The organism is Flavobacterium glycines, from assembly GCF_900100165.1.
GTDB lineage: Bacteria > Bacteroidota > Bacteroidia > Flavobacteriales > Flavobacteriaceae > Flavobacterium > Flavobacterium glycines.
This window is the reverse complement of the sequence record NZ_FNEO01000006.1, coordinates 99,626-121,351: the sequence shown is the minus strand read 5'-3', so window position 1 is coordinate 121,351 and position 21,726 is coordinate 99,626. Positions and strand designations below refer to the sequence as shown.

The window sequence follows — 21,726 nt, the reverse complement described above, 5'->3', positions numbered from 1 at the left end:
TTTAATGATAAGAAAGTGATACTTTATCGTTACAAAAGTTCCTTTTTAAAAAACTGCTTCGTATCTCCTACAGGTATATCAAATTGATTTTTTTCTAATGCCAAAAACAATTCATCCGCTACTTCAGAAGGCGGAATACCGTTAGCTCCACCTATTTCGGCTGAGAATTCTGTGTTTACCAATGGTGGGTACACTTCATAAATTTGTACATTTCTTATCTCTTCATAAGTATCTCTTAAAGCAACAGTATAGCTATGCAAAGCTGCCTTAGTAGCACCATACGTTGGTAAGAATTTGTGACTGCCAAATACCGCAATAGAAGAAACGTTTATAACTGCTGCTCCAGCTTTTTCTATTAAATGTGGCAACATCAATTCTGTAAAATGAATTACACTAAAATAATTAGTATTCATTTCGATAGCTGCTTTCTCATGTGCATTGGTTGTTTCACTTAACAAATATCCAAAAGCAGCTCCAGCATTGTTGATGATGATATTTACACCAAAATAGTCTTCCTTTAGTTGTTTTGCAATACGAATCCTATCTGCTTCTACCGATAAATCTCCCTGAATGGCAATGGCATTATCTAATTCTTTTAAGGCTTTTTGCAAACGTTCCTCATTACGCCCGTTGATAATAATTTTATTACCCGCTGCGCTTAACTTTTTAGCAATTGCTAACCCAATCCCTGCGCTTCCACCGCTTATAAAAACGGTATTTCCTGTTGTTTTCATTATTTTGAATTTTTATTTTTTTTCTATTGATTGTGACTCTGAATTAAAATTTGTAAATTTGCTTGCGTTTTGCAAGTACAAATATACAAACAACTTTCAAATCGCAAGTGATTTTATAAATTATTTTTATGGCAACTACAAAAAAAAGATCCGAATGCCCAATTAGCTGCTCTCTAGACGTATGGGGAGACAAATGGTCACTACTCATTATCAGAGATTTAATGTTATCCAAACAATGTACTTATGGCGATTTTCTAAAATCCGAAGAGAAAATAGCAACCAATATTTTAGCTGCTCGATTATTAATGCTGGAAGAAAATAGTATCATCAGTAAATTGAATCATCCTGATAGCAAAGCAAAAGTTTTATACAAACTCACCCAAAAAGGAATAGATTTATTACCATTGATGATTGAAATAAATTTATGGGCTGATAAATATTCTACATTACCAGCTGAAAGAAAAGCGATTGTAGAAGAAATAAAAAAAGACAAAGAGGGATTTATAAAAACCCAAACAAAAGAATTAAAGAAGGTAATTTTATAGCAAAAAGAAAAATCGAAAATTATTAGCAATGAGCGATTAATTCGATATTCATTTCATTAATCAACTAATTTTCATGACTTTATATTATTAAATTAGAAAGCTCAAATCAATAATAGTTTAACTATGAAGCAATTTCCTTTTTTTAAATCCTTTTTATTTTCCATCATCACCAGTTGTTTTTGTGCTGCAAATGCTGCTCCTGTAAAACTAATTTCAAAAGAAATACGCTCCAATTCCAACTATACTTTTGGAGAAAAACCAATTGGAGGAAAAGCCATTTACATTCCTATCGAATTAAAGAATAACGATTTTAATTCGAGCGATAGCGAATGGAGTTACCAAAGAAGTGCGTCTTCTGACAATATCATTATTTTCTGGGCAAAAGGATTTGGGCAATATCCCGACAAAGCGCCAAATCCAAAACTGAATGTCGATATCAATACTGTTTTGACAAAAGCCGAAAAGTATTATTCCTATTATCGGGATACGATGCAATTTGTACAAAAAGGAAAATCAAAAACAGATCAATATCGAATGATTATCATTCTCCGTTATCAGGAAGAATGGTTGGCCACAGGCGCGGGATATGATAATGTTATAGGCGCTTTATGGGTAAATCCCTGGGCTTCTAACACCGATTCTGCTTTGGCTCATGAATTTGGTCATACCTTTCAATATCAAACTGCCTGCGATGGCAATTATGGTTTTAGAGATCAAAACTATGTGGGGCAATTTTGGGAACAATGCGCCCAATTTATGTCATGGCAAATTAATAATGACAGCTTTACCAGAGAAATACCCCGTTTTTTAGAAAATGCGCACAAACATTTTTCGCATGAAGATTACCGATACCAATCGATGTATTTGATGGAATTTTGGAAACAAAAACACGGAATCGATTTTTTAGGAAAACTATGGCGAAGCGCTCAAACTCCTGAACATCCGCTGCAAACCTACAAAAGAATCACAGGAATCAATCAGAAACAATTCAATGACGAGTTTTTTGAATATGCCTGCAAAAATATCAACTGGGATTATCCTTTAGGAAACCACAATAAAACCTTTATTAAAAACTTAGCTGCTGCTGAACAAAAAAAATACACGCATCACACCGCGTTAGAAATTGCTGATAATGGTTATTACAAAATAGCCGACAAACAAATCCCTCAGGTTTATGGTTACAATGCCATTCCGCTTAGTGTTCCAAAAACAGGTACGAAAGTCGCTGTAGATTTCGAAGGATTAAAAGGAAAATGGTCTGCTATTGAAGGATGGCGTTATGGCTTTGTTGTTATAAAAGAAAATGACTCTGCTGTTTATGGTAAGATAAAAAAAACAAAAAAAGGCAAAGTTACCATCACAATACCTCAGGATGCAAAAGAACTTTGGCTAGTGGTAACCGGAGCTCCTACCGAACACCGAAATCATGTGTGGGATGACAAGCCTGACAATGATGAAAATTTCCCTTATAAAGTTAAATTCACTAACACATCCAAGAAGGATTAAAACTTGTGGTACTCATTTTTGGTTCCCATTATCCACTTGATTTATTATAGGTTTTCCAAAAAATAAACCCCAATAAAAAACGGCGCAAACTCCGCAGAGGCTTGCGCCGTTTTCTATCCCAAAACATTCAGAAATAACAATTACAGATTCGGGAAGTTTGACAATTCTAATGAACTAATAAAGTTACTAAAACAATTTGTAGATTCTGTGAATAGGAATCATTACACCCTGTTTTAAAACTACATTCTTATCTGTAACGGCCCAAACGGTAGTATTCACAATCTTTTTGGATTCATTGTCTTCAAAAAATATTTTAATTTTTGAATGCTCTAAATTCCCTAAAGATAAAGCCCTGTTTATCTCGCTTATTCTTGTTTTTACTTCGTTATCGTCATCCAGAACATCTGTAGTTGGAAACTTAAGAGAAGCTATGTCTTCTTTCTCTATAATTGTGAATTCCTCTGTCATAATTGAAAAAAATTAATTAATACTAAACTTGTTATTGTCATTAAAAAAAAGGCTTAAATTGGGATTTCTCGAACAATAACCTACTATAAAATTAACAACAATCTTCTTGATAATTGCCAATTTTTTATTAATTTTTTAAGTAAAATTCCACTTTTCAGCAATTAAGAATCCAATAGACATATTTATTCGCATCGCCATTCTTTCTTTGAAAAAATGAATTAGCTATTCCTTTTTTAGTGTATTTTTACATAGCAATTACTAACAAATTGATTAACAATCCAATCAATGAAATAAATCACTCCCCAAAAAACGCATCGCCTTGGAAAATCTCCCTTTATTTATTTTATTAGCCTTGCTTGCCGAAATTTTAGGCACCGTTGGAGGATTTGGTTCTTCTTTATTTTTTGTCCCCATAGCGAGCTATTTTTTGGACTTTCATTCGGTTTTAGGTATTACAGCACTCTTTCATGTTTCAAGTAATATCACCAAAATTGCCTTTTTCAGAAAAGGTTTCGATAAAAAACTACTGCTCACTATAGGTATTCCTGCTGTGCTCTTTGTTATTGCTGGTGCTTTTGTCAGCAAATACATCGAAACTAAAACTCTTGAAATCGCTCTTGCTGCTTTCCTTATTATTATTAGTTTGTTTTTTCTTTTTTTTAAAAATATTAGTATCAAACCTAACTTTACTAATTCAGTTCTGGGAGGAACCTTATCCGGATTAATTGCGGGTTTGTTAGGTACAGGAGGGGCTATTCGCGGCATGACCTTAGCAGCTTATAATCTTAAAATGGAAGTTTTTATTGCCACCTCAGCCATCATCGATCTGGCTATTGATTCCAGCAGAAGTTTTGTATACACCTATAATGGTTATGTCCACAAACATGATTTATACCTTATCCCTATATTGCTTACGGTAAGTGTTATAGGAACCTATTTTGGTAAAAAAATTCTAAGCCGTATTTCGGACGAACAATTCAAATCTATTGTTTTAGTTTTAATCTTCATTACCGGCATAGTGACACTTTCGAAAGTGATATTTAACTAAAAAAAATCGCAAATTAGAATACTCCTAAAAATACTTCTAATTTGCGATTGTGTAAAAGAACAAGAATATTACACTGTTTCTTCCTCCTCTTCAGTTACAAATTCCATGTGGTCTTCGATTTCCGCAACCACCGGTTTTGAAGCTTTCAGTGCATTGAATCGCTCTAATTGTTCCAATTCGTCTTCGTCTCCGCTAAAATAAGGGAAAACATCCAAAACAGCCGATTCTGAAATAGCCGGAATGGTGTAATCACCCATCGTTCCTTTCATAGTATGCACCGTATTATCATAAGCCTCTTTTACATCATTGGCCTGAACCAGAAAATACATATTGGTTTTGCGTTCCTTGCCACTCTCTTCATCATAAGCCAATAATGAAATCTTTGATTTAAACCATCTGTCGGCATTTTCAAAAGGATGAATCTCGGCATAATTAGCTACTTTAATATTAGCTATTTTAAATTCTTCACTCACATAAGCTTTCATTTCTTCATTAATTCTACTCTCAGCTTCTGTAAAAGAAATAGCGTCAACCAAATAAATTTCGCCTACCATTTTTTGATTGCCTGTTTCGTCCGTTTTTCTATATTTTACTTTGCATTCGTACCAAGTTGCCATAATTTTTTTTTTAGGATGCCAAAGATAGATTTTAGAGTAAAATAAACACCAGATTATCAAAATAGATATTCACAATTTTGACCCCAAAAAGCTATCCTTTTCACAACTAAGCACTTAGTTTTTCTATTATAATTACTCACTAAAAAATCCTTAGTTTTGTATTTCACAAACTTCTCTTATGGATTTAGCCGCTCATTATAACCAATTGTTTACTAAATCAGCACAGGCTATTTCAAGCAATAGGTACGTTTTAGATTCTAAAATTGATGACGAAAATGACCATCGTTTTGGCATTACTTTACTCATTCGACCACTGGAATCTATTAAAAACCAGATTCAGTCGTTTTTAAACGAACTTAAAAAAGAAGACCCGGCGCAGTATTATTACCCTAATTCAGATATTCACATCACCGTTTTATCTATTATTTCCTGCCGTGATGGTTTTTCTTTGAGCCAAATTAATCCTTCAGCATACATTGCGCTTATCCAGGAAAATATAGCTTCATTAAAGAATTTAGAAATTCACCTCAACGGAATTACAGCTTCTGATTCTACCATTATGATTCAGGGATTCCCAAGTAATGATACGCTAAATTCCTTTCGGGATGCGCTTCGGGAAGCATTTAAAAACAGTACTGTTCAACGAAGCATCGATAGCCGTTATACCTTATTTACCGCTCATGTGAGCGTTTGTCGCTTTAGAAAAACTATTGCCGATACAACAAAATTCATTTCGATATTGGAAAAATACCGCAAACAGGATTTTGGAAAATTTACAGTTGACAACGTCGAATTAGTCTGTAACGACTGGTACCAAAGAAAGGAAAAAACGCAAATTCTACATACGTTTTTACTAAAATAAAATTTATTGTTACGCTAAGATTCAGTAAGTAAATACTAAGTTTTATTAATTAAAACTTTTCTCTTTTCTTCGTGTAACTCTGAGCCCTCTTTGTGAATCTCTGTGTAACAAAACTACACCAACAAACACACAAACCACTCATAAACAACAACATAAAATTATCTATCACTAAAAAACAGTGACTGTTTTTATGTTAATATTACGTTAAATAAAAATTAAACAGTTGTTTAAATTAAACAGTTGTTTAATTTTGTGCTGTAATTAAAAACAAATCCAAGTGAAAACTGATTTTAACGAAAAGCAAATTCAAATTCTGTTGATAGCAGAGACTTTATTTGCCGAGAAAGGATTCGAGGGAACTTCGATTAGAACCATAGCTAAAGAGGCCGACATTAATGTTGCGATGGTTTCTTATTACTTTGGTTCGAAGGAAAAATTGTTAGAATCCCTGATTGTTTATCGTACTTCCGATTTAAAAATTCAAATGGAAAACCTGTCTGTTGAAGATTTAGACCCAATTGAAAAAATTGATAAACTAATTGAACTGTACGTCAACCGCATCAGATGTAATAAAGGAATTTACAGAATCTTACATTTTGAATTTACAACCGAACAAAGGGAGGATAAATTGAAAGTATTAAACGAAGTGAGGGATCGGAATTTAAAATCTATTGAAACGATTATTCACGAAGGCCAACAGAAAGGAATTTTCAGAAAAGACATAATTATTCCTTTGATTCCTCCAACAATAATGGGTACGTTTTTTCATTTTAGCATGAATAAAGCTTATTTCAAAAAATTACTGAATCTGGAAACAGACGAAGCATTTGAAAATTATATCCAAACAAAATTTAAAACACATATACAACAAACAATCAAAGCACTTCTAATATATGAAAGCTAATCATTTAATACTCTTTGGAACTATATTGCTGGGAATATCTTCCGTAGAAGCACAGGAAAAAAAGAGTTTATCACTCGACGAAGCAGTTCATTTAGCCTGGGACAAGAGCAACGAAGTTAATCTGGCCAATGCCAAAGTAGCTACTAAAAAATACGAGTTACAATCGGTTAAAAATCATATTTATCCTGATTTAAAGGCTTCTGCTCAATACCAACGACTAACTAAAGCTTCTGTAAACCTGAAAAGCAACAGCAGCGATAGCGGTTCAGACTCAAAAGCTCCTAATGTAGATCAATTGGTTTTAGGACAAATCACAGCTAATTTGCCTATTTTCTCCGGTTTTAAATTACAAAACAGCATTAAAGTTTCGGACAATTTGTATCAGGCTGAAACAGCTAATGCTTTGCAAACTAAGGAAGAAACAGCAATGAAAGTAATTAACTATTATGCTGCCTTATACAAAGCACAAAAAACAGTTGAATTACTCAACGAAAATTACAAAAGCGCTCAGCAACGTGTAAAAGATTTCACCGAATTGGAAAAAAACGAAATCGTTCCTAAAAACGATTTATTAAAAACACAATTACAACTATCTAAAGTTCAACTCTCATTGGATAAGGCCAAAAGCGATTTAAGCGTAATCAACTACGAACTGACCAATCTTTTAAAACTGGATCCTAAAACAATCATTGAAATCAGAGAAAGTGATTTCTATAATTTTGAAACAAACAATGTTCCTGTTGACGAAAATCCGGCGCTGGAGAATCGTAAGGATTTAGAAGCTTTACGATTTGAAGAAAAAGCAAGTCAGGCTCATATAAAAGTAGCTCGTAGTGGTTACTATCCTTCGCTGTCACTTATTGGCGGATATACTACTTTGGACTTGAAAAATGTGGTAACTGTTCAAAATGCCATGAATTTTGGTGTGGGACTTTCCTATAACATTAGTGATATTTTCAAAAACGGAACTGAAGTAAAAATAGCAAAGAGCAAGGCTGCCGAAGTTCAAAATTCGGAAATGCTGCTGACCGATTACATCAAAATTCAGGTACAGCAAGCCATCGAAGAATATGATTTAGCTCAAAAACAAAATCTTGTTTACACTCAGGCTGTAGATCAGGCAACCGAAAATTACCGAATGATTAAAGACAAATACGATAACGGTTTGTCGGACACTAATGATTTACTTGAAGCCGATGTTGAACAGCTAAGTGCAAAAATCAATAAAGCATTGGCCAAAGCCAATATCATTCAAAAATATTACAACTTACTTTCTGTAACAGGACAATTAAACCAAACTTTCAAGCTTTAAAAAATATAATCGATACCAAAATGGAAAAGAAAAAAACAAATAAAAAATTTATAGCTATAATAGGTAGTTTAGTACTATTAGGTGTTATATATGGTTCCTACAAATACATTCACTCCTTATCTCACGAAAGCACCGATGATGCTCAGGTAGAAAAATACATGACTCCTATTATCCCGAGAGTTTCCGGTTACGTGAGTAAAGTATACATCAAAGACAATGATTTTGTAAAAAAAGGAGATACTCTTTTTACGATTGATCAAAAAGATTATCAGTTAAAAATTGACGAAGCTACAGCAGCATTGGCCGCAGCCGAAGGAAATTTTGAAGTTTCAAAAGCGGATGTGGGTAGCATTTTAGCTAATATTTCAGTATCGGATGCCAATGTAAAATCGGCAACTGGAAACATTCAAACTGCTAAAATCAAATTAGGTTTGGCAACCAATGATTTCAACCGTTACAGCAATTTGTATAAAAATCATACTATTACAAAACAACAATACGAACAAGCTTTAGCTGCAAAACAGGAAGCTGAAAATCAGGTACGTATTTTACAACAACAGGAAAGAGCGAGTGCTTTCCAAAAATCGGTTATACAAGCAAAATCGGTTGTTTCAAATAAAGAAACAGATGTTGCTTCGGCTAATATCAAAAGAGCTCAGGCTTTATTGGAATCAGCTAAATTAAATTTAAGCTACACTGTTGTTACAGCCGCTATCGACGGACAGGTTTCTAAAATTGATATACAACCGGGACAATTAGTACAACCGGGACAATCTTTGTTCTACATTATCAACAACAACGAAGCCTGGGTTATTGCTAATTTCAAAGAAACGCAGTTAAACAAAATGGTTGCCGGTCAAAAAGTAGCTTTAAAAGTGGACGCATATCCTGATTATGAATTCAAAGGAACAATCACTTCATTTTCTCCGGCTACAGGATCTCGTTTTTCAATACTGCCTCCTGATAATGCTACAGGAAACTTTGTAAAAACCATCCAACGTTTACCGGTAAAAATTAGTATCGATCCAAGCAATGATATTGAAAAAGTAAAATTATTACGTCCGGGAATGAATGTGGACGTAGATGTACATATAAAATAACTGTAGAGGTTTAATTCAATTAGAAATCAAATCATTGTTATTTCCGGTTTCGGGCGTCCTTAGATTCCGCAGTCGAGTGTCAAATGTTTGAAGAATGCGTAAAAAGAAAAGCTGTTTGAGTCCCGAAAGCTTTCGGGACGAGTTTTTTTCTTTTAGCATTCGAAAACTAATTTGACCGACGAGGAAGCGTAAGACTTGATTTTTTTGTTTCTTTTTTGATCAAGCAAAAAAGAAAAATTTATAATCAAAAACGGTTCTCGATACATTTTGCTTCATTTCATTACGCAAAACACTCGAACAGACGCTTTGAAAACACACTTATTGAGTATAAAATAACAACGGGATTAGACCAAAACAATAAAAATAAAATTAGTATTAAATGGTACTAGCAGACGACGATTTAGTAGAATATGGCTTTAGAAGGGTTATCATTACAATAACCGCGGTACTTTGTGCTTTGCTGGAAATTGTAGATACCACTATTGTCAATGTGGCTTTGACTGACATGAGAGGAAGTCTGGGTGCCACCTTAACGGATGTTGCCTGGGTGATTACTGCCTATGCCATTGCAAACGTTATTGTAATCCCAATGACAAGCTGGCTTTCGCAACAATTTGGAAGACGTAATTATTTTGCTGTATCGATTGTAATTTTTACGGTTTCCTCCTTTTTATGCGGAAATGCCACAAATATATGGGAATTAGTAGCCTTTCGATTTGTTCAGGGTTTAGGAGGTGGTGCTTTATTAGTAACAGCTCAAACCATCATTACCGAAAGTTATCCTATCGCCAAACGCGGAATGGCGCAGGCTATCTATGGAATGGGAGTAATTGTAGGACCTACATTGGGACCGCCGTTAGGAGGTTATTTAGTAGATAATTTTTCCTGGCCCTATATTTTTTACATCAATATTCCTTTAGGAATAATTGCCACACTTTTGACATTGAGCTTTGTAAAAAGTCCAAAATATGGCGAAAAATTAAAATCAAATCAGGTGGACTGGTACGGAATCATTCTTTTGGCAACATTTATTGGCTCTTTACAATTTGTTTTGGAACACGGACAACAGGATGATTGGTTTAATGATAATATAATAATTACACTGAGTGTTGTTTCGCTTTTTGGGTTAATTCTCTTTATCTGGAGACAATTGGTATACAAATATCCTATTGTTAATTTAAAAGTATTAAAAGACGGAAATCTTCGAATTGGTACCATTATGAGTTTCATTATGGGATTTGGATTGTACGGTTCTACGCTAATTATCCCTATCTATACTCAGGCTATTTTGGGCTGGACAGCTACCGATGCCGGTTTACTATTAATTCCGGGATCCATTACCACAGCGATAATGATGCCTTTTGTGGGGAAAATGATTCAAAAAGGCGTTCCGCAAAGTTATATGGTAGCTGTAGGTTTCTTAATCTTTTTCATTTTTACACTAAGCATGTATTACAACATGACTCCGGATACCGGTGTAGAACATATGTATTGGCCTTTAATTTTGAGAGGAATTGGTTTAGGATTGCTATTTGTTCCTATTACCACTTTATCCCTTTCTACACTTAAAGGAAAACATATTGGTGAAGGTGCTGCTTTCACGGGGATGATGAGACAATTAGGCGGTTCATTTGGTATTGCCATTATTACCACATTCATCACCCGATTAACACAGATGCATCGTGTTAATTTAGTAGCTAATTTAGACGGAAGTTCATTTGAAGTACAACAAAGAATCTCTCAAATGCAAAAAGCTTTTATGGCCAAAGGTTATTCGATTAACGAATCCCTTAAAAAAGCCTATGAAGTTTTGGATTTTTCAGTAATGAAACAAAGTACAGTATTAGCGTATATGGATATTTTCCTTTATTTAGGTTTACTGTTTCTATGCTGCATTCCTTTTATTTTATTAATCAAAAAAGGAAAAAATAAAATCAATGCCGCCGATGCGATGCACTAATTCAGAAGGCAGATTTTAGATTGCAGATTTTAGTCCCGATAGCCATCGGGATAGATCTCAGATCTCAGATTACAAAAATGCCGTCTCGCTTTTTTAGAACGAGACGGCATTTTTTTTTTTGCTTATATGGGCTTAAATATTCTTATCCAAAAAAATTAAAACTTATATGACTTATATGGTAAAAAAAACAAGTTATCGAGTAAAAACCAAATGATTTCCTTTGGATAAATTGGCATCAAACTGATAGCCTTCATAATTAAATCCTTTTAAATCATCAATGGTTTCAGCATTAGTATCAATAATATAACGCACCATCATTCCCCTTGCTTTTTTGGCAAAAAAACTAATCATCTTCAGTTTCCCATCTTTATAATCCTTAAAATCCGGAGTGATTACAGGAACTTTCAAAGCTTTAGCATCAATAGCCGAAAAATATTCGTTGCTGGCTAAATTGATAAACAACTCTTCTTTTTTCAATTCTTTGTTTAACGAATGTGTTAAAGTTGTTTTCCAAAAATCATACAGATTTTTTTTGTCGTCAATAGGCAATTTTGTTCCCATTTCTAATCGATAAGCCTGAATTAAATCCAATGGTTTTAAAATTCCGTACAAACCTGACAGAATTCTTAATTTATCCTGAAGTACCTCCAATTTTTCAACCGGAATCGAATAAGCGTCTAAACCGGTGTACACATCACCATCAAAAGTATAAACGGCTGGACGGGCATTTTCGGGAGTAAAAGGCGTTTTCCATTCTTTATTGCGTTGCCAGTTCAAATCGGCTAATTTATCAGAGATAGACATTAAATCAGATAAGTCTTTAGGTGATTGCTGTTTTAACACCTTGTGTACTTGACGGGATTCTTTTAAAAACAAAGGCTGAGTGAACTGAGCTGTAGGCAATTCTTTCTCAAAATTTAATGATTTGGCGGGTGATATTACTATTTTCATAAAATGGTTTTGACATTTTTTAACCAATTCAAAAATACTAATTGCAAACAAATTAACACCTAAAGCTTTTAATAAATATAGTATTTCGTTATTTTTGTGGTTCTACGACTCTCTTTTTTTTCTTAAAGAGAAATAATCTATACAAATGAGAAAAACAATTAAACGCCTTTACAGTACTGCTCTTTTTAAAGAATTTTTTGAAAATGAAAAATCCAGTGGATTAGTTTTAATTGCTTGCACACTCATTTCTTTACTATTGGCTAATTCCACCTTTGCAACCGAATATCTTCATATCTGGCATATGAAATTAGGTACTGAAAGTGTAGAATATTGGATCAATGACGGTTTAATGACTATTTTCTTCCTCTTAATTGGATTAGAATTAGAAAGAGAAATTTATATTGGAGAATTAGCTAACATCAAAGAAGCCTTATTACCCATTTTTGCAGCACTTGGGGGAATGTTAATTCCTGCCGGAATCTATTTAGCTTTAAATGTAGGTACACCAGCACATTCCGGTGCCGGAATTCCAATGGCTACTGATATTGCTTTTGCTCTGGGTGTATTATCATTATTAGGAAATCGGGTGCCATTATCGTTAAAAGTATTCTTAACCGCCCTGGCTGTTATTGATGATTTAGGAGCTATTTTAGTAATTGCTATATTTTATACAAAATCACTTTCCTGGATGAACCTGGGTATTGCTATGGGCATCTTATTGTTTTTATTCATCCTAAACCGAATGAAAATCAAAAACCTAATTCCGTATTTAATAGGTGGTGCAATTATGTGGTATTTCATGCTGAACTCAGGAATTCACGCAACAATTACTGGTGTTTTATTAGCATTTGTAATTCCTTTTGGTGATGGCAGCAGCCGTTCAGTGTCTTATCGATTGCAACACTATTTACATAAACCCGTTGCTTTTTTTATCCTTCCTCTTTTTGCTTTAGCGAATACCGCTATTGTTTTAGGAGATGATATTGTTGATGCGCTACATTTACATTACAGTATGGGAATTATGTTAGGTTTGGTTTTAGGAAAACCAATTGGTATCACACTCTTCAGTTTTATTGCCGTAACTATTGGCTTGTGTAAATTACCTAATGACCTGAATTGGAAAAAAATCATCAGTGTTGGTTTCCTAGGCGGAATTGGTTTTACGATGTCTATTTTTGTTACCCTATTGGCATTTGATGACCTACATATCATTAACAACGCTAAATTCATTATTCTGATTTCGTCTTTAATTGCCGGCTGCATTGGTTTTTTAGCCTTAAAACAAAATTTAAAAAACAAGAAAAAACATGCCGTCTCTAATTAGGAAACTATTTGCTTATATCAACCTCAACAAAGGTGAAGAGGATAAAGCCAAGGTTTTAGAGAACGTAACTGCTAACATCTCTTTCCGGGGGTCTAATCTATGGATTTTAGCCTGTGCCATTGTAGTAGCATCAGTTGGTTTAAATGTTAATTCGACTGCTGTAATTATTGGCGCAATGCTTATTTCACCATTAATGGGGCCTATTGTAGGTGCCGGTTTTGGTTTAGGGACCTATGATTTTGAACTACTTAAAAGGTCACTTAAAAACCTATTTATTGCTACAATAGTGAGCTTAATTGTCTCTGCAATTTATTTCTATATCAGTCCTTTTAAAGAAGCGCAGCCGGAACTTTTATCCCGAACTTCTCCTAATTTCTACGATATTCTTATCGCTTTTTTTGGTGGAATTGTAGGTGCAGTAGCTATCACCCGAGTGGAAAAAGGAAATCCTATTCCCGGAGTTGCCATCGCTACAGCTTTGATGCCTCCTTTATGTACTGCGGGTTATGGACTAGCCACCGCTAGCTTTAAATTCTTTTTAGGAGCCATGTATTTATATGCAATTAACTGCATTTTTATTTGCATTTCAACCTTTTTAATCGTTAAATACCTGGCATATCCTACAAAGAAACAATTGGACGAGCCTACCCAAAAAAAAGTAAAATTTTACATCAGCACACTGCTAATCATTTTTATTCTTCCAAGTATTTACTTTGCTTATCTGCTCTTTGAAGAAAAAAAATTCGAACAACAATTAGCTGTTTTTACTGAAAAAGAATTTACTGAAAAAGGGATTACCATTGTCTACCAAAAAACAAGATTCAATAAAAATCCAAAAATAATTGAACTGGGTTTCCTTTCAAAACGTTTTAGTGATTCTGAAATCAAAGATTTAAACAAAAGTCTTAAAGATTATGATTTGACCAATACTCAATTGATAATTAAACAAGACACAACCGACATAAAAAGCGATATTTTGAACGAAATTAAGTTTAACAAATCGACTATAAGCGAAAAAGACGTTACCATTTTAAACCTAAAAAAAGAAATAGAAGCCAATCATTTCAACAACAAAGAACTGCTGGCTGAAATGAAAATATTATTCCCTTCCATCGAAAACATATCAATATCCAATCATATTTTTAACGAAAAAACCGATAGCTTAAAAATAGTTCCTATTCTCATTTATAAAAGTAAAAATGAACTGGATGTTTCGGAAAAAAAGAAAATCATACAGTGGTTAAAACAACGATTAACTAGAAAACAAATCGAAATTTACCGCCAAAACTAATATCTTTATTGCAATAATAAAGAAACCCAATGGATTTATTTAGTCCCGAATTTAACGAAAACAGCAATCTTTTACCTAAAGACGGAACCGTGCTGTATTATGGACCAATCATGGATTATGCTAAGGCAGAGTTCTATTTGAATCGTTTACTGGAAACCATCGAATGGAAAAATGACGAAGCCATCATTTTTGGACAACTCATTACCACCAAACGAAAAGTAGCCTGGTATGGCGATACCAATTTTAAATACAGCTATTCTAAAATTACCAAAGAAGCCCTTTCCTGGACTCCAGAATTAAAGCAATTAAAAACTTTAGTCGAAGAAAAAACCGGAGAAACTTATAATTCCTGTCTGCTCAATTTATATCATGATGGCAGCGAAGGCATGGCCTGGCACAGCGACGGGGAAAAAGATTTGAAAAAAAACGGGGCAATTGCATCGCTGAGTTTTGGTGCCGAAAGAAAATTTGCTTTCAAACACAAAACAACCAAAGAAACCGTGTCTTTAATACTGGAACGAGGAAGTCTCCTTGTCATGAAAGACGAAACCCAAACACATTGGCTGCATCGCCTTCCCCCTACTACAAAAGTCAACAAACCCAGAATTAACCTGACTTTCAGGACTATTGTTCATGAATGATTTTTTTTAAACATATAAGTCATAGAAGTTTTTCTTACTTGTTTTAAAAAACATACATGGCTTATATGTTTAATTAATTTTTGCAAATTCTTCCAATTGGTAAAAAAATCAACAACGATTTCCTTAAAAAATCATCCCTTTATTAACTACCCAAGCTAATTAACAAAGCTTTTATTTTGTTTTTCAACAGACCTTTAGTATCTTTCACATCAAATTAACTAATTAAAGAACCCTTAAACATTTAAAAAATGTTAGAAGAAATGAATGATAACCTGTCACAAACCAGTAAGGAGACAGATGGAAATTTAGCTACTGATGTTCAGGCTAATACTGAAGTGACTAATAACCAAGCCACAGAACAAACATCAGAGGACACTGAAATTTTAGAAAAGCAAAAAGCCTTAAACGAAATTGAGGCATCTAATGCGGAAGAACACGAAGACGAAACGCTCAAAGCACGTCATGAAATTCCGATGCTAGATTACGATACTTTATCGATGGAAGCTATAGTGGATGAATTGCAAAAATTGGTTTCTAATGAAAAAGTCATGTCCATACGCGAACATGTTGAAGAAATCAAAAAAGCTTTTTTATCCAAATACAACCATTTCATTGAAGAAAAAAAAGAGGAGTTTCTAGCTGAAAATCCCGATACTACTGAAGAATTTCAGTATCATTATCCTTTAAAAAATAAATTTGATCAATTATACAATTTATACAAAGACAATAAAAATACCCATTTTAAAAGTCTGCAAAACAATCTTAAATCCAATTTAGAAATTCGATTAGCCATTGTAGAAGAGTTAAAAGAATTGATTAATCCAAACGAAAACATCAAGGATACGCTGAAACATTTCAACGAATTAAGGGAGCGTTGGAAAAATGCAGGCCCTATTCCTAAAGACAAATACAACCACGTTTGGAACAACTACCATTTTCATGTTGAAAATTTTTACGATTATTTACACTTAGACAGAGAGGCAAGAGATCTAGATTTTAAACACAATTTAGAACAAAAACAAAAAATAATTGCGCGTGTAGAAGAATTACTTCACGAAGAAGATGTCAACAAATCCTTTAGAGAATTACAAGATTTACACCGCATTTGGAAAGAAGAAATAGGTCCTGTTTCTAAAGAGTTTCGCGACGAAATCTGGAATCAGTTTAGTGATTTAACTAAAAAAATGCATGACAAGCGTGAAGTTCTTTTTGAAAAAATGAGAGGAACGGAGTTGGAAAATCTGCAAAAGAAAAAAGACATCATTGCTCAAATTGAAGAATTGGCTACGATAAAAGTTAATGCACATTCGCAATGGCTGGTTCAAATAGAAAAAGTAGAAGCTTTAAGAGATACTTTTTTCTCTACCGGAAAAGTACCTGCCGATGTCAACGAAGAAACCTGGGCCGCTTTTAAAAATGCTGTTAGAAACTTTAATGCTTTTAAAAATTCATTTTACAAAGACATTAAAAAAGAGCAAAACGAAAATCTGAACAAGAAAAATGCTCTGGTAGCCAAAGCAAACGAATTGAAAGACAGCGAAGATTTTGCCGGAACTACTCCAATCATGAAACAAATCCAGGAAGACTGGAAGAAAATAGGACATGTTCCAAGAAAATATTCCGATAAAGTTTGGGCTGAATTTAAAGAGGCTTGTAATCACTATTTTGACCGATTAAAAGAACAAAGAAACGAGCACAATGCCGAAGAAATGGAAGCTTTTGACAAAAAGAAAGCTTATTTGGAAACCATTAAAGAATTCCAGTTAGTAGGCGACCACAAAACCGATTTGGATGCCATCAAACAGCATATCGAAAACTGGAAAAGCTTTGGTAAAGTCCCTTTTACAAGACGTCATATTGAAGGTAAATTCAATAAAATATTAGATGCTTTGTTTGACAAATTGAGTTTAAGCAAAAAAGATTCGGATATGATGCGTTTTGCCAATAAAATTGAAAATCTTTCAGAGAGTCACGACAGCCGAAAACTGGAAAACGAAAAGATTTTTATCATTCGCAAAATCGAAGAAGTACAAAACGAAATTTTCCAATTGGAAAACAACATTCAGTTTTTTGCCAATACCAAAAACGCTAAAAAAGAAAACTCCATTGTGTTAGAAGTTCGCAAAAACATTGCTATCCACAAAGAAAGTTTAGATACCTGGAAAGAAAAGCTAAAACAACTTAGAAATATCAATCAGGAATAAATTTAGATTTTAGAAAAAAGAAGCAAGAAACAAGAAGTTTTATTAAAAAGCGATTTTCAAATTGAAAATCGCTTTTTTTATACTCACAACTCATCCCGATAGCTATCAGAACTCGCACCCCACAACTCATAACTCATAACTCATAACCCATAATTAACAAAGTATGACAATTATCATTTGTATTGCTATTCAATCGAACTACTTTTGGAGAGTAAAATAATTGATCATGAAAAATTCTTTGATTCAAAAATACAATGTGCCGGGCCCCCGATATACCAGCTATCCCACTGTTCCTTACTGGAATGAAGCCCAATTCACTTATGAGGATTGGATAAGTTCTTTAAAAAAATCTTTCAAAGAGAGCAATACCAAAGAAGGAATCAGCCTGTACATCCACCTTCCGTTTTGTGAAAGTTTGTGTACTTTTTGTGGTTGTAACAAACGAATTACTAAAAATCATAATGTAGAATCACCTTATATAGAGGCCGTTTTAAAGGAATGGAACTTATATTGTCAACTTCTTGACGAAAAACCCGTTATCAAAGAAATTCATCTGGGTGGAGGAACACCTACTTTTTTTTCTACAAAAAATCTGGAAGATTTAATCAACGGTATTTTTACTCATGCCACCAGAGCTGAGGAATACGAATTTAGTTTTGAAGGACACCCTAATAATACCACTCATGCACACTTGGAAAAACTTTACGATTTAGGTTTCAGAAGAGTGAGTTTTGGCGTGCAGGATTATGCCGAAAAAGTGCAAAAAGCCATCCATCGTGAACAGCCTTTTCACAATGTAGCCAAAGTGACATTTTGGGCTAAAGAAATTGGTTATACCTCTATCGGGCATGACATCATTTTTGGGTTACCATTCCAAACCATTGAAAATGTTGTGGACACCATTGAAAAAACCAAATCCCTGCAACCCGACCGATTGGCTTTTTACAGCTATGCTCATGTGCCCTGGATTAAAGGAAACGGACAGCGCGGCTTTAAAGACGAAGACATTCCGAAAGATCAGGAAAAAAGGATTTTATACCAGATAGGAAAAGAATTATTACAAAAAAACGGCTATCACGAAATAGGAATGGATCATTTTGCCTTAGCTACCGACAGCTTGTATCGTTCATTTCAAAACGGACAATTGCACCGTAATTTTATGGGTTACAGCTCTTCTAAAACCCAATTGATGATTGGTCTGGGCGTTTCATCCATTAGTGATAGTTGGTATAGTTTTGCCCAAAACGAAAAAAATCTGGACGATTATTACAAAGCTTTAGCACAAGATAAACTCCCTGTTTTCAGAGGACATTTATTAACAGAAGAAGACCTTATCATTAGAAAACACATACTGAATTTAATGTGTCAATTTGAAACCACTTGGGATGAAAAAAATACTTATTTCAAAGAAATTCCGGAAATTTTAGAACAACTGGAAGAAATGGAGAAAGACAAAATTTTAATAATCAAAGAAAACGGCGTTCAGGTAACTGATACAGGCAAAGCTTATGTTAGAAACATCTGCATGGCTTTTGACCTGCATTTAAAACGAAAAGCCCCCGAAACAGCACTGTTTTCAATGACAATCTAATCCCCATTGAAAAATCAGCCACTTAACCTACTATCCGATTTGTCCCCACAGGTCGGATTTTTTTTCCTGATACAGTTCTTTATCCTTTACTTTCCCAAAACAAAACGCTTGAAATTGAAATTAGTCTTTTCTCATTTGTAAGAAAAAATAAATATATTTGTTACAAACAAAAACGAAACAAACCTTCGCCAATCTACCCGATTTTAAGTGCATATACGAAGGTTTTTTTTACTTATTCACTAGTCATTAAGGAGTTATGTCGAAATTACGCAGATGAAAACAATTTGAAAATAAACATTTGTTACCGCAGAAAATATCTAAACGGAAACATCAGTGATAATAGCTATTTTTAAAACTACGAACAGAGATAACTAACATAAATTATGATGAAGAATTTACTTTGTTTAATTGTAATAATATTTTTTAGCAACTGCGACAGAAAGAAAACTTTAAAAGTAGAATTAAATGCATCGCAATTAATTCCCAAAGGCGAATGGATAAGTAATTCGGATTCTCTATCTGGAATTAGTATTCGAGAAGATAAAATTGCCTTTTTTAAAAATATGGAATTCAAAAGCGAAGATATTTATAAATATAAAATTGTAGATTCAGTTGAGTACGAAAATGAAACGAAAAAAATTCTTTCAACATATTTGGTGTCTTATAATGATGCAGATACAATTAAATACAAAATTAATGTTCGGAAAAATTCTATGATTACATTAAGATTAAAAGAAAATATAATCGAAACTTTCAATTTGAAAAATAAATAACGAGAATCAAAAAATTATATTTAGAGTTTCTCAACTGGCGCTCGTCTGTGACGAGTGCCTACTTACTGAATAGACACATAGTAGCGTTTGCAACGCGGTTTATGAAGTACTCCCAACTGCACATCTTATGAAAATAGAAAATACAAATGAAAAAGTAGCATACAAACCGAATAAAATTCCTCTGGAGGAAAGGATTGCAAGTGTTCTTATATCAATGTTTGTGCTTCTTTACGGGACGATTGGAGTAATGGTAGATGATATTTTTGTACCGGGTAAAAGAGCGGGACAAGGTTCTCACTATCATGGATTATTGGCATGGATTTTATATGCGTCTTTTTTGTTTGCAATCGCCAATACGATGTCGATTGTCGTTGATCATTTTGACAAAAGAGATAATGAAAAAAATTACCAACGTTTTGCTTCGGTTACTAAAACCATTGGAGGAATACTTTTTTTAATAGCCATCGTTTTGGATTTATTCCTTGGAGGTTAATCATTGTTGTCTCTATTACTCTCTACTACCTTATTCAATTCATTAAATTAAGTTTTTCGCCGTTACTACGAGTGAATCTTCAGAAAAACACCTGTAGTTTTTTCCTAATCTGGAAATTTCAGTAGTATCAGCAAGTCTTTTTGCCCCCAGAATTCTCAATCTTACTAAAGGATTCAAAAGCTCCTTTTGTAATTTTTTAAAAAAATTCAATAAAAAAAATAGACAGACTTGTCTGTATGTTTGTTTTTTTTATACCTTTGAAGAAAAAATAAGGAACTCATGAGTGCACCAAGAGAAAGAATACTAGAACAAGCCTCTGTTTTATTTCATCAACAAGGTTATAACAGCACCGGAATTAACCAAATCATAAGTGAAGCAAATGTTGCTAAAGCCAGCTTTTACCAGCATTTTAAATCTAAAGATGACTTATGTGTAGCTTTTCTAAATAAAAGACATGATTATTGGTTTAGTAAGCTTATTGATTTTACATCAAAATCAAAAAATCAAAAAGAAAAAGTTATAAGCGCATTTGACTTTATCATGCAAATGAATGAGAGAGAAAACTTCAGAGGTTGCAGTTTTCTTAATATTTTATCTGAAATATCAAAAGAACAAGAAAGCATTCTAAAAGTAATCCAATCACACAAAAATGATTTAAGAATATTCTTTAATCAATTGGTAAAGGATGAATTATTGGCAACACATATTTACCTGTTATTTGAAAGCGCTATCATAGAAAGTCAATTATTTAAGTCAAACGAAATTGTACATCAATCAAAAGCAATAACAACAAGTCTAATTTAAATGAATAACAAAATGGAACAGAAACATCCCCTTCCTCCTTTTACGTTGGAAACCGCAAAACAAAAAATTCAAATGGCTGAAGACGCCTGGAACTCTCAGAATCCAGAGAAAGTTTCATTAGCCTATACCATTGACAGCGAATGGAGAAATCGAAGTACTTTCGTTAATGGACGAGAAGAAATCGTAAAATTCCTTAGCGACAAATGGAAAAGAGAATTGAATTACAAACTCAAAAAAGAGTATTGGTCACATACAGATAATAGAATCGCAGTAAGATTTGAATATGAGTACCAAAAAAAAGATGGAAATTGGTTTAGAGCCTATGGTAATGAAAACTGGGAATTTGACGAAAATGGGTTGATGAAAAAAAGATATGCAAGTATTAATGACCTTGAAATAAATGAATCTGAGAGATATTTATAAAAACATATTCCAATCGATGATACCATTTAGAAATGAATCCCCTAGCTTTTATCGTAAACTAATACTCGAAACCTCTTTTAAATAATTTAGAAGAGGTTCTTTTTTTATCTGTTATAATTTAAATAAATCATAAAACAGGCAATTAAAATACTATCTAAAACTCAATAATAGTAAA

The 21,726-nt window shown here is 33.5% G+C and carries 21 protein-coding genes; 17 read left to right on the top strand and 4 right to left on the bottom strand.

All coding sequences use genetic code 11. The annotated features are described in order from the left end of the window. Positions 1 to 29: 29 nt before the first annotated feature. Positions 30 to 734, bottom strand: a complete 705-nt coding sequence (locus BLR17_RS13275) for an SDR family oxidoreductase (RefSeq protein WP_066328909.1) — start codon at positions 732 to 734, stop codon at positions 30 to 32. A gap of 128 nt (positions 735 to 862) precedes the next feature. Here BLR17_RS13275 and BLR17_RS13270 point away from each other — a divergent pair, with 128 nt between their 5' ends. Beyond that, entirely contained in the window at positions 863 to 1,279 is a 417-nt protein-coding gene (locus BLR17_RS13270) for a winged helix-turn-helix transcriptional regulator (RefSeq protein WP_066328908.1), read from the top strand. A gap of 123 nt (positions 1,280 to 1,402) precedes the next feature. Next, the gene (locus BLR17_RS13265; RefSeq protein WP_066328906.1) at positions 1,403 to 2,785 is read left to right on the top strand and encodes a DUF6055 domain-containing protein; all 1,383 of its coding nucleotides are present in this window, start codon (positions 1,403 to 1,405) and stop codon (positions 2,783 to 2,785) included. Between the two features lie 186 nt (positions 2,786 to 2,971). Here BLR17_RS13265 and BLR17_RS13260 read toward each other — a convergent pair whose 3' ends face one another. Then, positions 2,972 to 3,253 carry a hypothetical protein gene (locus BLR17_RS13260; protein WP_066328905.1) on the bottom strand — a complete coding sequence of 94 codons (282 nt, stop codon included), beginning with the start codon at positions 3,251 to 3,253 and terminating at the stop codon, positions 2,972 to 2,974. A 319-nt stretch (positions 3,254 to 3,572) separates the two neighbouring features. Between BLR17_RS13260 and BLR17_RS13255 the strand changes: the two genes are divergently transcribed. Beyond that, a complete protein-coding gene (locus BLR17_RS13255; protein WP_066328903.1) occupies positions 3,573 to 4,301 on the top strand; it encodes a sulfite exporter TauE/SafE family protein in 729 nt (242 codons plus the stop codon). Between the two features lie 68 nt (positions 4,302 to 4,369). Here the strand turns inward: BLR17_RS13255 and BLR17_RS13250 are convergent, their stop codons facing one another. Further along, the gene (locus tag BLR17_RS13250) at positions 4,370 to 4,921 is read right to left on the bottom strand and encodes a DUF4494 domain-containing protein (RefSeq protein ID WP_066329006.1); all 552 of its coding nucleotides are present in this window, start codon (positions 4,919 to 4,921) and stop codon (positions 4,370 to 4,372) included. Positions 4,922 to 5,096: 175 nt separating this feature from the next. Between BLR17_RS13250 and BLR17_RS13245 the strand changes: the two genes are divergently transcribed. From BLR17_RS13245 to BLR17_RS13225, 5 genes are all read left to right on the top strand, one after another. Further along, a complete protein-coding gene (locus tag BLR17_RS13245) occupies positions 5,097 to 5,780 on the top strand; it encodes a 2'-5' RNA ligase family protein (protein WP_066328902.1) in 684 nt (227 codons plus the stop codon). Positions 5,781 to 6,057: 277 nt separating this feature from the next. Continuing rightward, positions 6,058 to 6,684, top strand: a complete 627-nt coding sequence (locus BLR17_RS13240; protein ID WP_066328900.1) for a TetR/AcrR family transcriptional regulator — start codon at positions 6,058 to 6,060, stop codon at positions 6,682 to 6,684. Further along, a complete protein-coding gene (locus tag BLR17_RS13235; protein WP_066328897.1) occupies positions 6,674 to 7,996 on the top strand; it encodes a TolC family protein in 1,323 nt (440 codons plus the stop codon). Before BLR17_RS13240 ends, BLR17_RS13235 begins: the two co-directional genes overlap by 11 nt. A gap of 20 nt (positions 7,997 to 8,016) precedes the next feature. Continuing rightward, positions 8,017 to 9,096 (top strand): HlyD family secretion protein, encoded by a 1,080-nt coding sequence (locus tag BLR17_RS13230; RefSeq protein WP_066328896.1) that lies wholly within the window; start codon positions 8,017 to 8,019, stop codon positions 9,094 to 9,096. 379 nt (positions 9,097 to 9,475) lie between these two features. Further along, positions 9,476 to 11,056, top strand: coding sequence for an MDR family MFS transporter (locus tag BLR17_RS13225; protein ID WP_066328895.1), 1,581 nt, complete (start codon positions 9,476 to 9,478; stop codon positions 11,054 to 11,056). 192 nt (positions 11,057 to 11,248) lie between these two features. Here BLR17_RS13225 and yaaA read toward each other — a convergent pair whose 3' ends face one another. Further along, on the bottom strand, positions 11,249 to 12,007 hold the full coding sequence (gene yaaA / locus BLR17_RS13220; protein WP_066328894.1) for a peroxide stress protein YaaA: 759 nt from the start codon (positions 12,005 to 12,007) through the stop codon (positions 11,249 to 11,251). Between the two features lie 145 nt (positions 12,008 to 12,152). Here yaaA and nhaA point away from each other — a divergent pair, with 145 nt between their 5' ends. The 9 genes from nhaA (at position 12,153) to BLR17_RS13175 (ending at position 21,551) form a co-directional block, all read left to right on the top strand. Further along, on the top strand, positions 12,153 to 13,331 hold the full coding sequence (gene nhaA / locus BLR17_RS13215) for a Na+/H+ antiporter NhaA (RefSeq protein ID WP_066328892.1): 1,179 nt from the start codon (positions 12,153 to 12,155) through the stop codon (positions 13,329 to 13,331). Beyond that, positions 13,315 to 14,622, top strand: a complete 1,308-nt coding sequence (locus tag BLR17_RS13210) for a TIGR00341 family protein (RefSeq protein ID WP_139068389.1) — start codon at positions 13,315 to 13,317, stop codon at positions 14,620 to 14,622. Before nhaA ends, BLR17_RS13210 begins: the two co-directional genes overlap by 17 nt. Before the next feature lie 29 nt (positions 14,623 to 14,651). Next, complete coding sequence (locus BLR17_RS13205) at positions 14,652 to 15,263, top strand: alpha-ketoglutarate-dependent dioxygenase AlkB family protein (RefSeq protein ID WP_066328890.1); 612 nt, start codon at positions 14,652 to 14,654, stop codon at positions 15,261 to 15,263. Between the two features lie 248 nt (positions 15,264 to 15,511). Then, positions 15,512 to 17,467 (top strand): DUF349 domain-containing protein, encoded by a 1,956-nt coding sequence (locus tag BLR17_RS13200; RefSeq protein WP_066328888.1) that lies wholly within the window; start codon positions 15,512 to 15,514, stop codon positions 17,465 to 17,467. A gap of 226 nt (positions 17,468 to 17,693) precedes the next feature. Beyond that, entirely contained in the window at positions 17,694 to 19,058 is a 1,365-nt protein-coding gene (gene hemN / locus BLR17_RS13195; protein ID WP_066328886.1) for an oxygen-independent coproporphyrinogen III oxidase, read from the top strand. A gap of 383 nt (positions 19,059 to 19,441) precedes the next feature. After that, the gene (locus BLR17_RS13190) at positions 19,442 to 19,831 is read left to right on the top strand and encodes a hypothetical protein (protein WP_139068388.1); all 390 of its coding nucleotides are present in this window, start codon (positions 19,442 to 19,444) and stop codon (positions 19,829 to 19,831) included. Between the two features lie 127 nt (positions 19,832 to 19,958). Next, positions 19,959 to 20,324 carry a hypothetical protein gene (locus BLR17_RS13185; RefSeq protein WP_066328884.1) on the top strand — a complete coding sequence of 122 codons (366 nt, stop codon included), beginning with the start codon at positions 19,959 to 19,961 and terminating at the stop codon, positions 20,322 to 20,324. Positions 20,325 to 20,603: 279 nt separating this feature from the next. Further along, complete coding sequence (locus BLR17_RS13180; protein WP_066328883.1) at positions 20,604 to 21,128, top strand: TetR/AcrR family transcriptional regulator; 525 nt, start codon at positions 20,604 to 20,606, stop codon at positions 21,126 to 21,128. 12 nt (positions 21,129 to 21,140) lie between these two features. Next, positions 21,141 to 21,551 carry a nuclear transport factor 2 family protein gene (locus BLR17_RS13175; protein WP_066329004.1) on the top strand — a complete coding sequence of 137 codons (411 nt, stop codon included), beginning with the start codon at positions 21,141 to 21,143 and terminating at the stop codon, positions 21,549 to 21,551. Positions 21,552 to 21,726: the final 175 nt, after the last annotated feature.

Coding starts and splice junctions, on each gene's coding strand:
- BLR17_RS13260 (WP_066328905.1), bottom strand. CDS start 3,253: ATGACAGAGGAATTCACAATTATAGAGAAAGAAGACATAGCTTCTCTT.
- nhaA (WP_066328892.1), top strand. CDS start 12,153: ATGAGAAAAACAATTAAACGCCTTTACAGTACTGCTCTTTTTAAAGAA.
- BLR17_RS13200 (WP_066328888.1), top strand. CDS start 15,512: ATGTTAGAAGAAATGAATGATAACCTGTCACAAACCAGTAAGGAGACA.
- BLR17_RS13235 (WP_066328897.1), top strand. CDS start 6,674: ATGAAAGCTAATCATTTAATACTCTTTGGAACTATATTGCTGGGAATA.
- BLR17_RS13275 (WP_066328909.1), bottom strand. CDS start 734: ATGAAAACAACAGGAAATACCGTTTTTATAAGCGGTGGAAGCGCAGGG.
- BLR17_RS13225 (WP_066328895.1), top strand. CDS start 9,476: ATGGTACTAGCAGACGACGATTTAGTAGAATATGGCTTTAGAAGGGTT.
- BLR17_RS13205 (WP_066328890.1), top strand. CDS start 14,652: ATGGATTTATTTAGTCCCGAATTTAACGAAAACAGCAATCTTTTACCT.
- BLR17_RS13230 (WP_066328896.1), top strand. CDS start 8,017: ATGGAAAAGAAAAAAACAAATAAAAAATTTATAGCTATAATAGGTAGT.
- BLR17_RS13180 (WP_066328883.1), top strand. CDS start 20,604: ATGAGTGCACCAAGAGAAAGAATACTAGAACAAGCCTCTGTTTTATTT.
- hemN (WP_066328886.1), top strand. CDS start 17,694: ATGAAAAATTCTTTGATTCAAAAATACAATGTGCCGGGCCCCCGATAT.
- BLR17_RS13190 (WP_139068388.1), top strand. CDS start 19,442: ATGATGAAGAATTTACTTTGTTTAATTGTAATAATATTTTTTAGCAAC.
- yaaA (WP_066328894.1), bottom strand. CDS start 12,007: ATGAAAATAGTAATATCACCCGCCAAATCATTAAATTTTGAGAAAGAA.
- BLR17_RS13265 (WP_066328906.1), top strand. CDS start 1,403: ATGAAGCAATTTCCTTTTTTTAAATCCTTTTTATTTTCCATCATCACC.
- BLR17_RS13245 (WP_066328902.1), top strand. CDS start 5,097: ATGGATTTAGCCGCTCATTATAACCAATTGTTTACTAAATCAGCACAG.
- BLR17_RS13185 (WP_066328884.1), top strand. CDS start 19,959: ATGAAAATAGAAAATACAAATGAAAAAGTAGCATACAAACCGAATAAA.
- BLR17_RS13270 (WP_066328908.1), top strand. CDS start 863: ATGGCAACTACAAAAAAAAGATCCGAATGCCCAATTAGCTGCTCTCTA.
- BLR17_RS13175 (WP_066329004.1), top strand. CDS start 21,141: ATGGAACAGAAACATCCCCTTCCTCCTTTTACGTTGGAAACCGCAAAA.
- BLR17_RS13210 (WP_139068389.1), top strand. CDS start 13,315: ATGCCGTCTCTAATTAGGAAACTATTTGCTTATATCAACCTCAACAAA.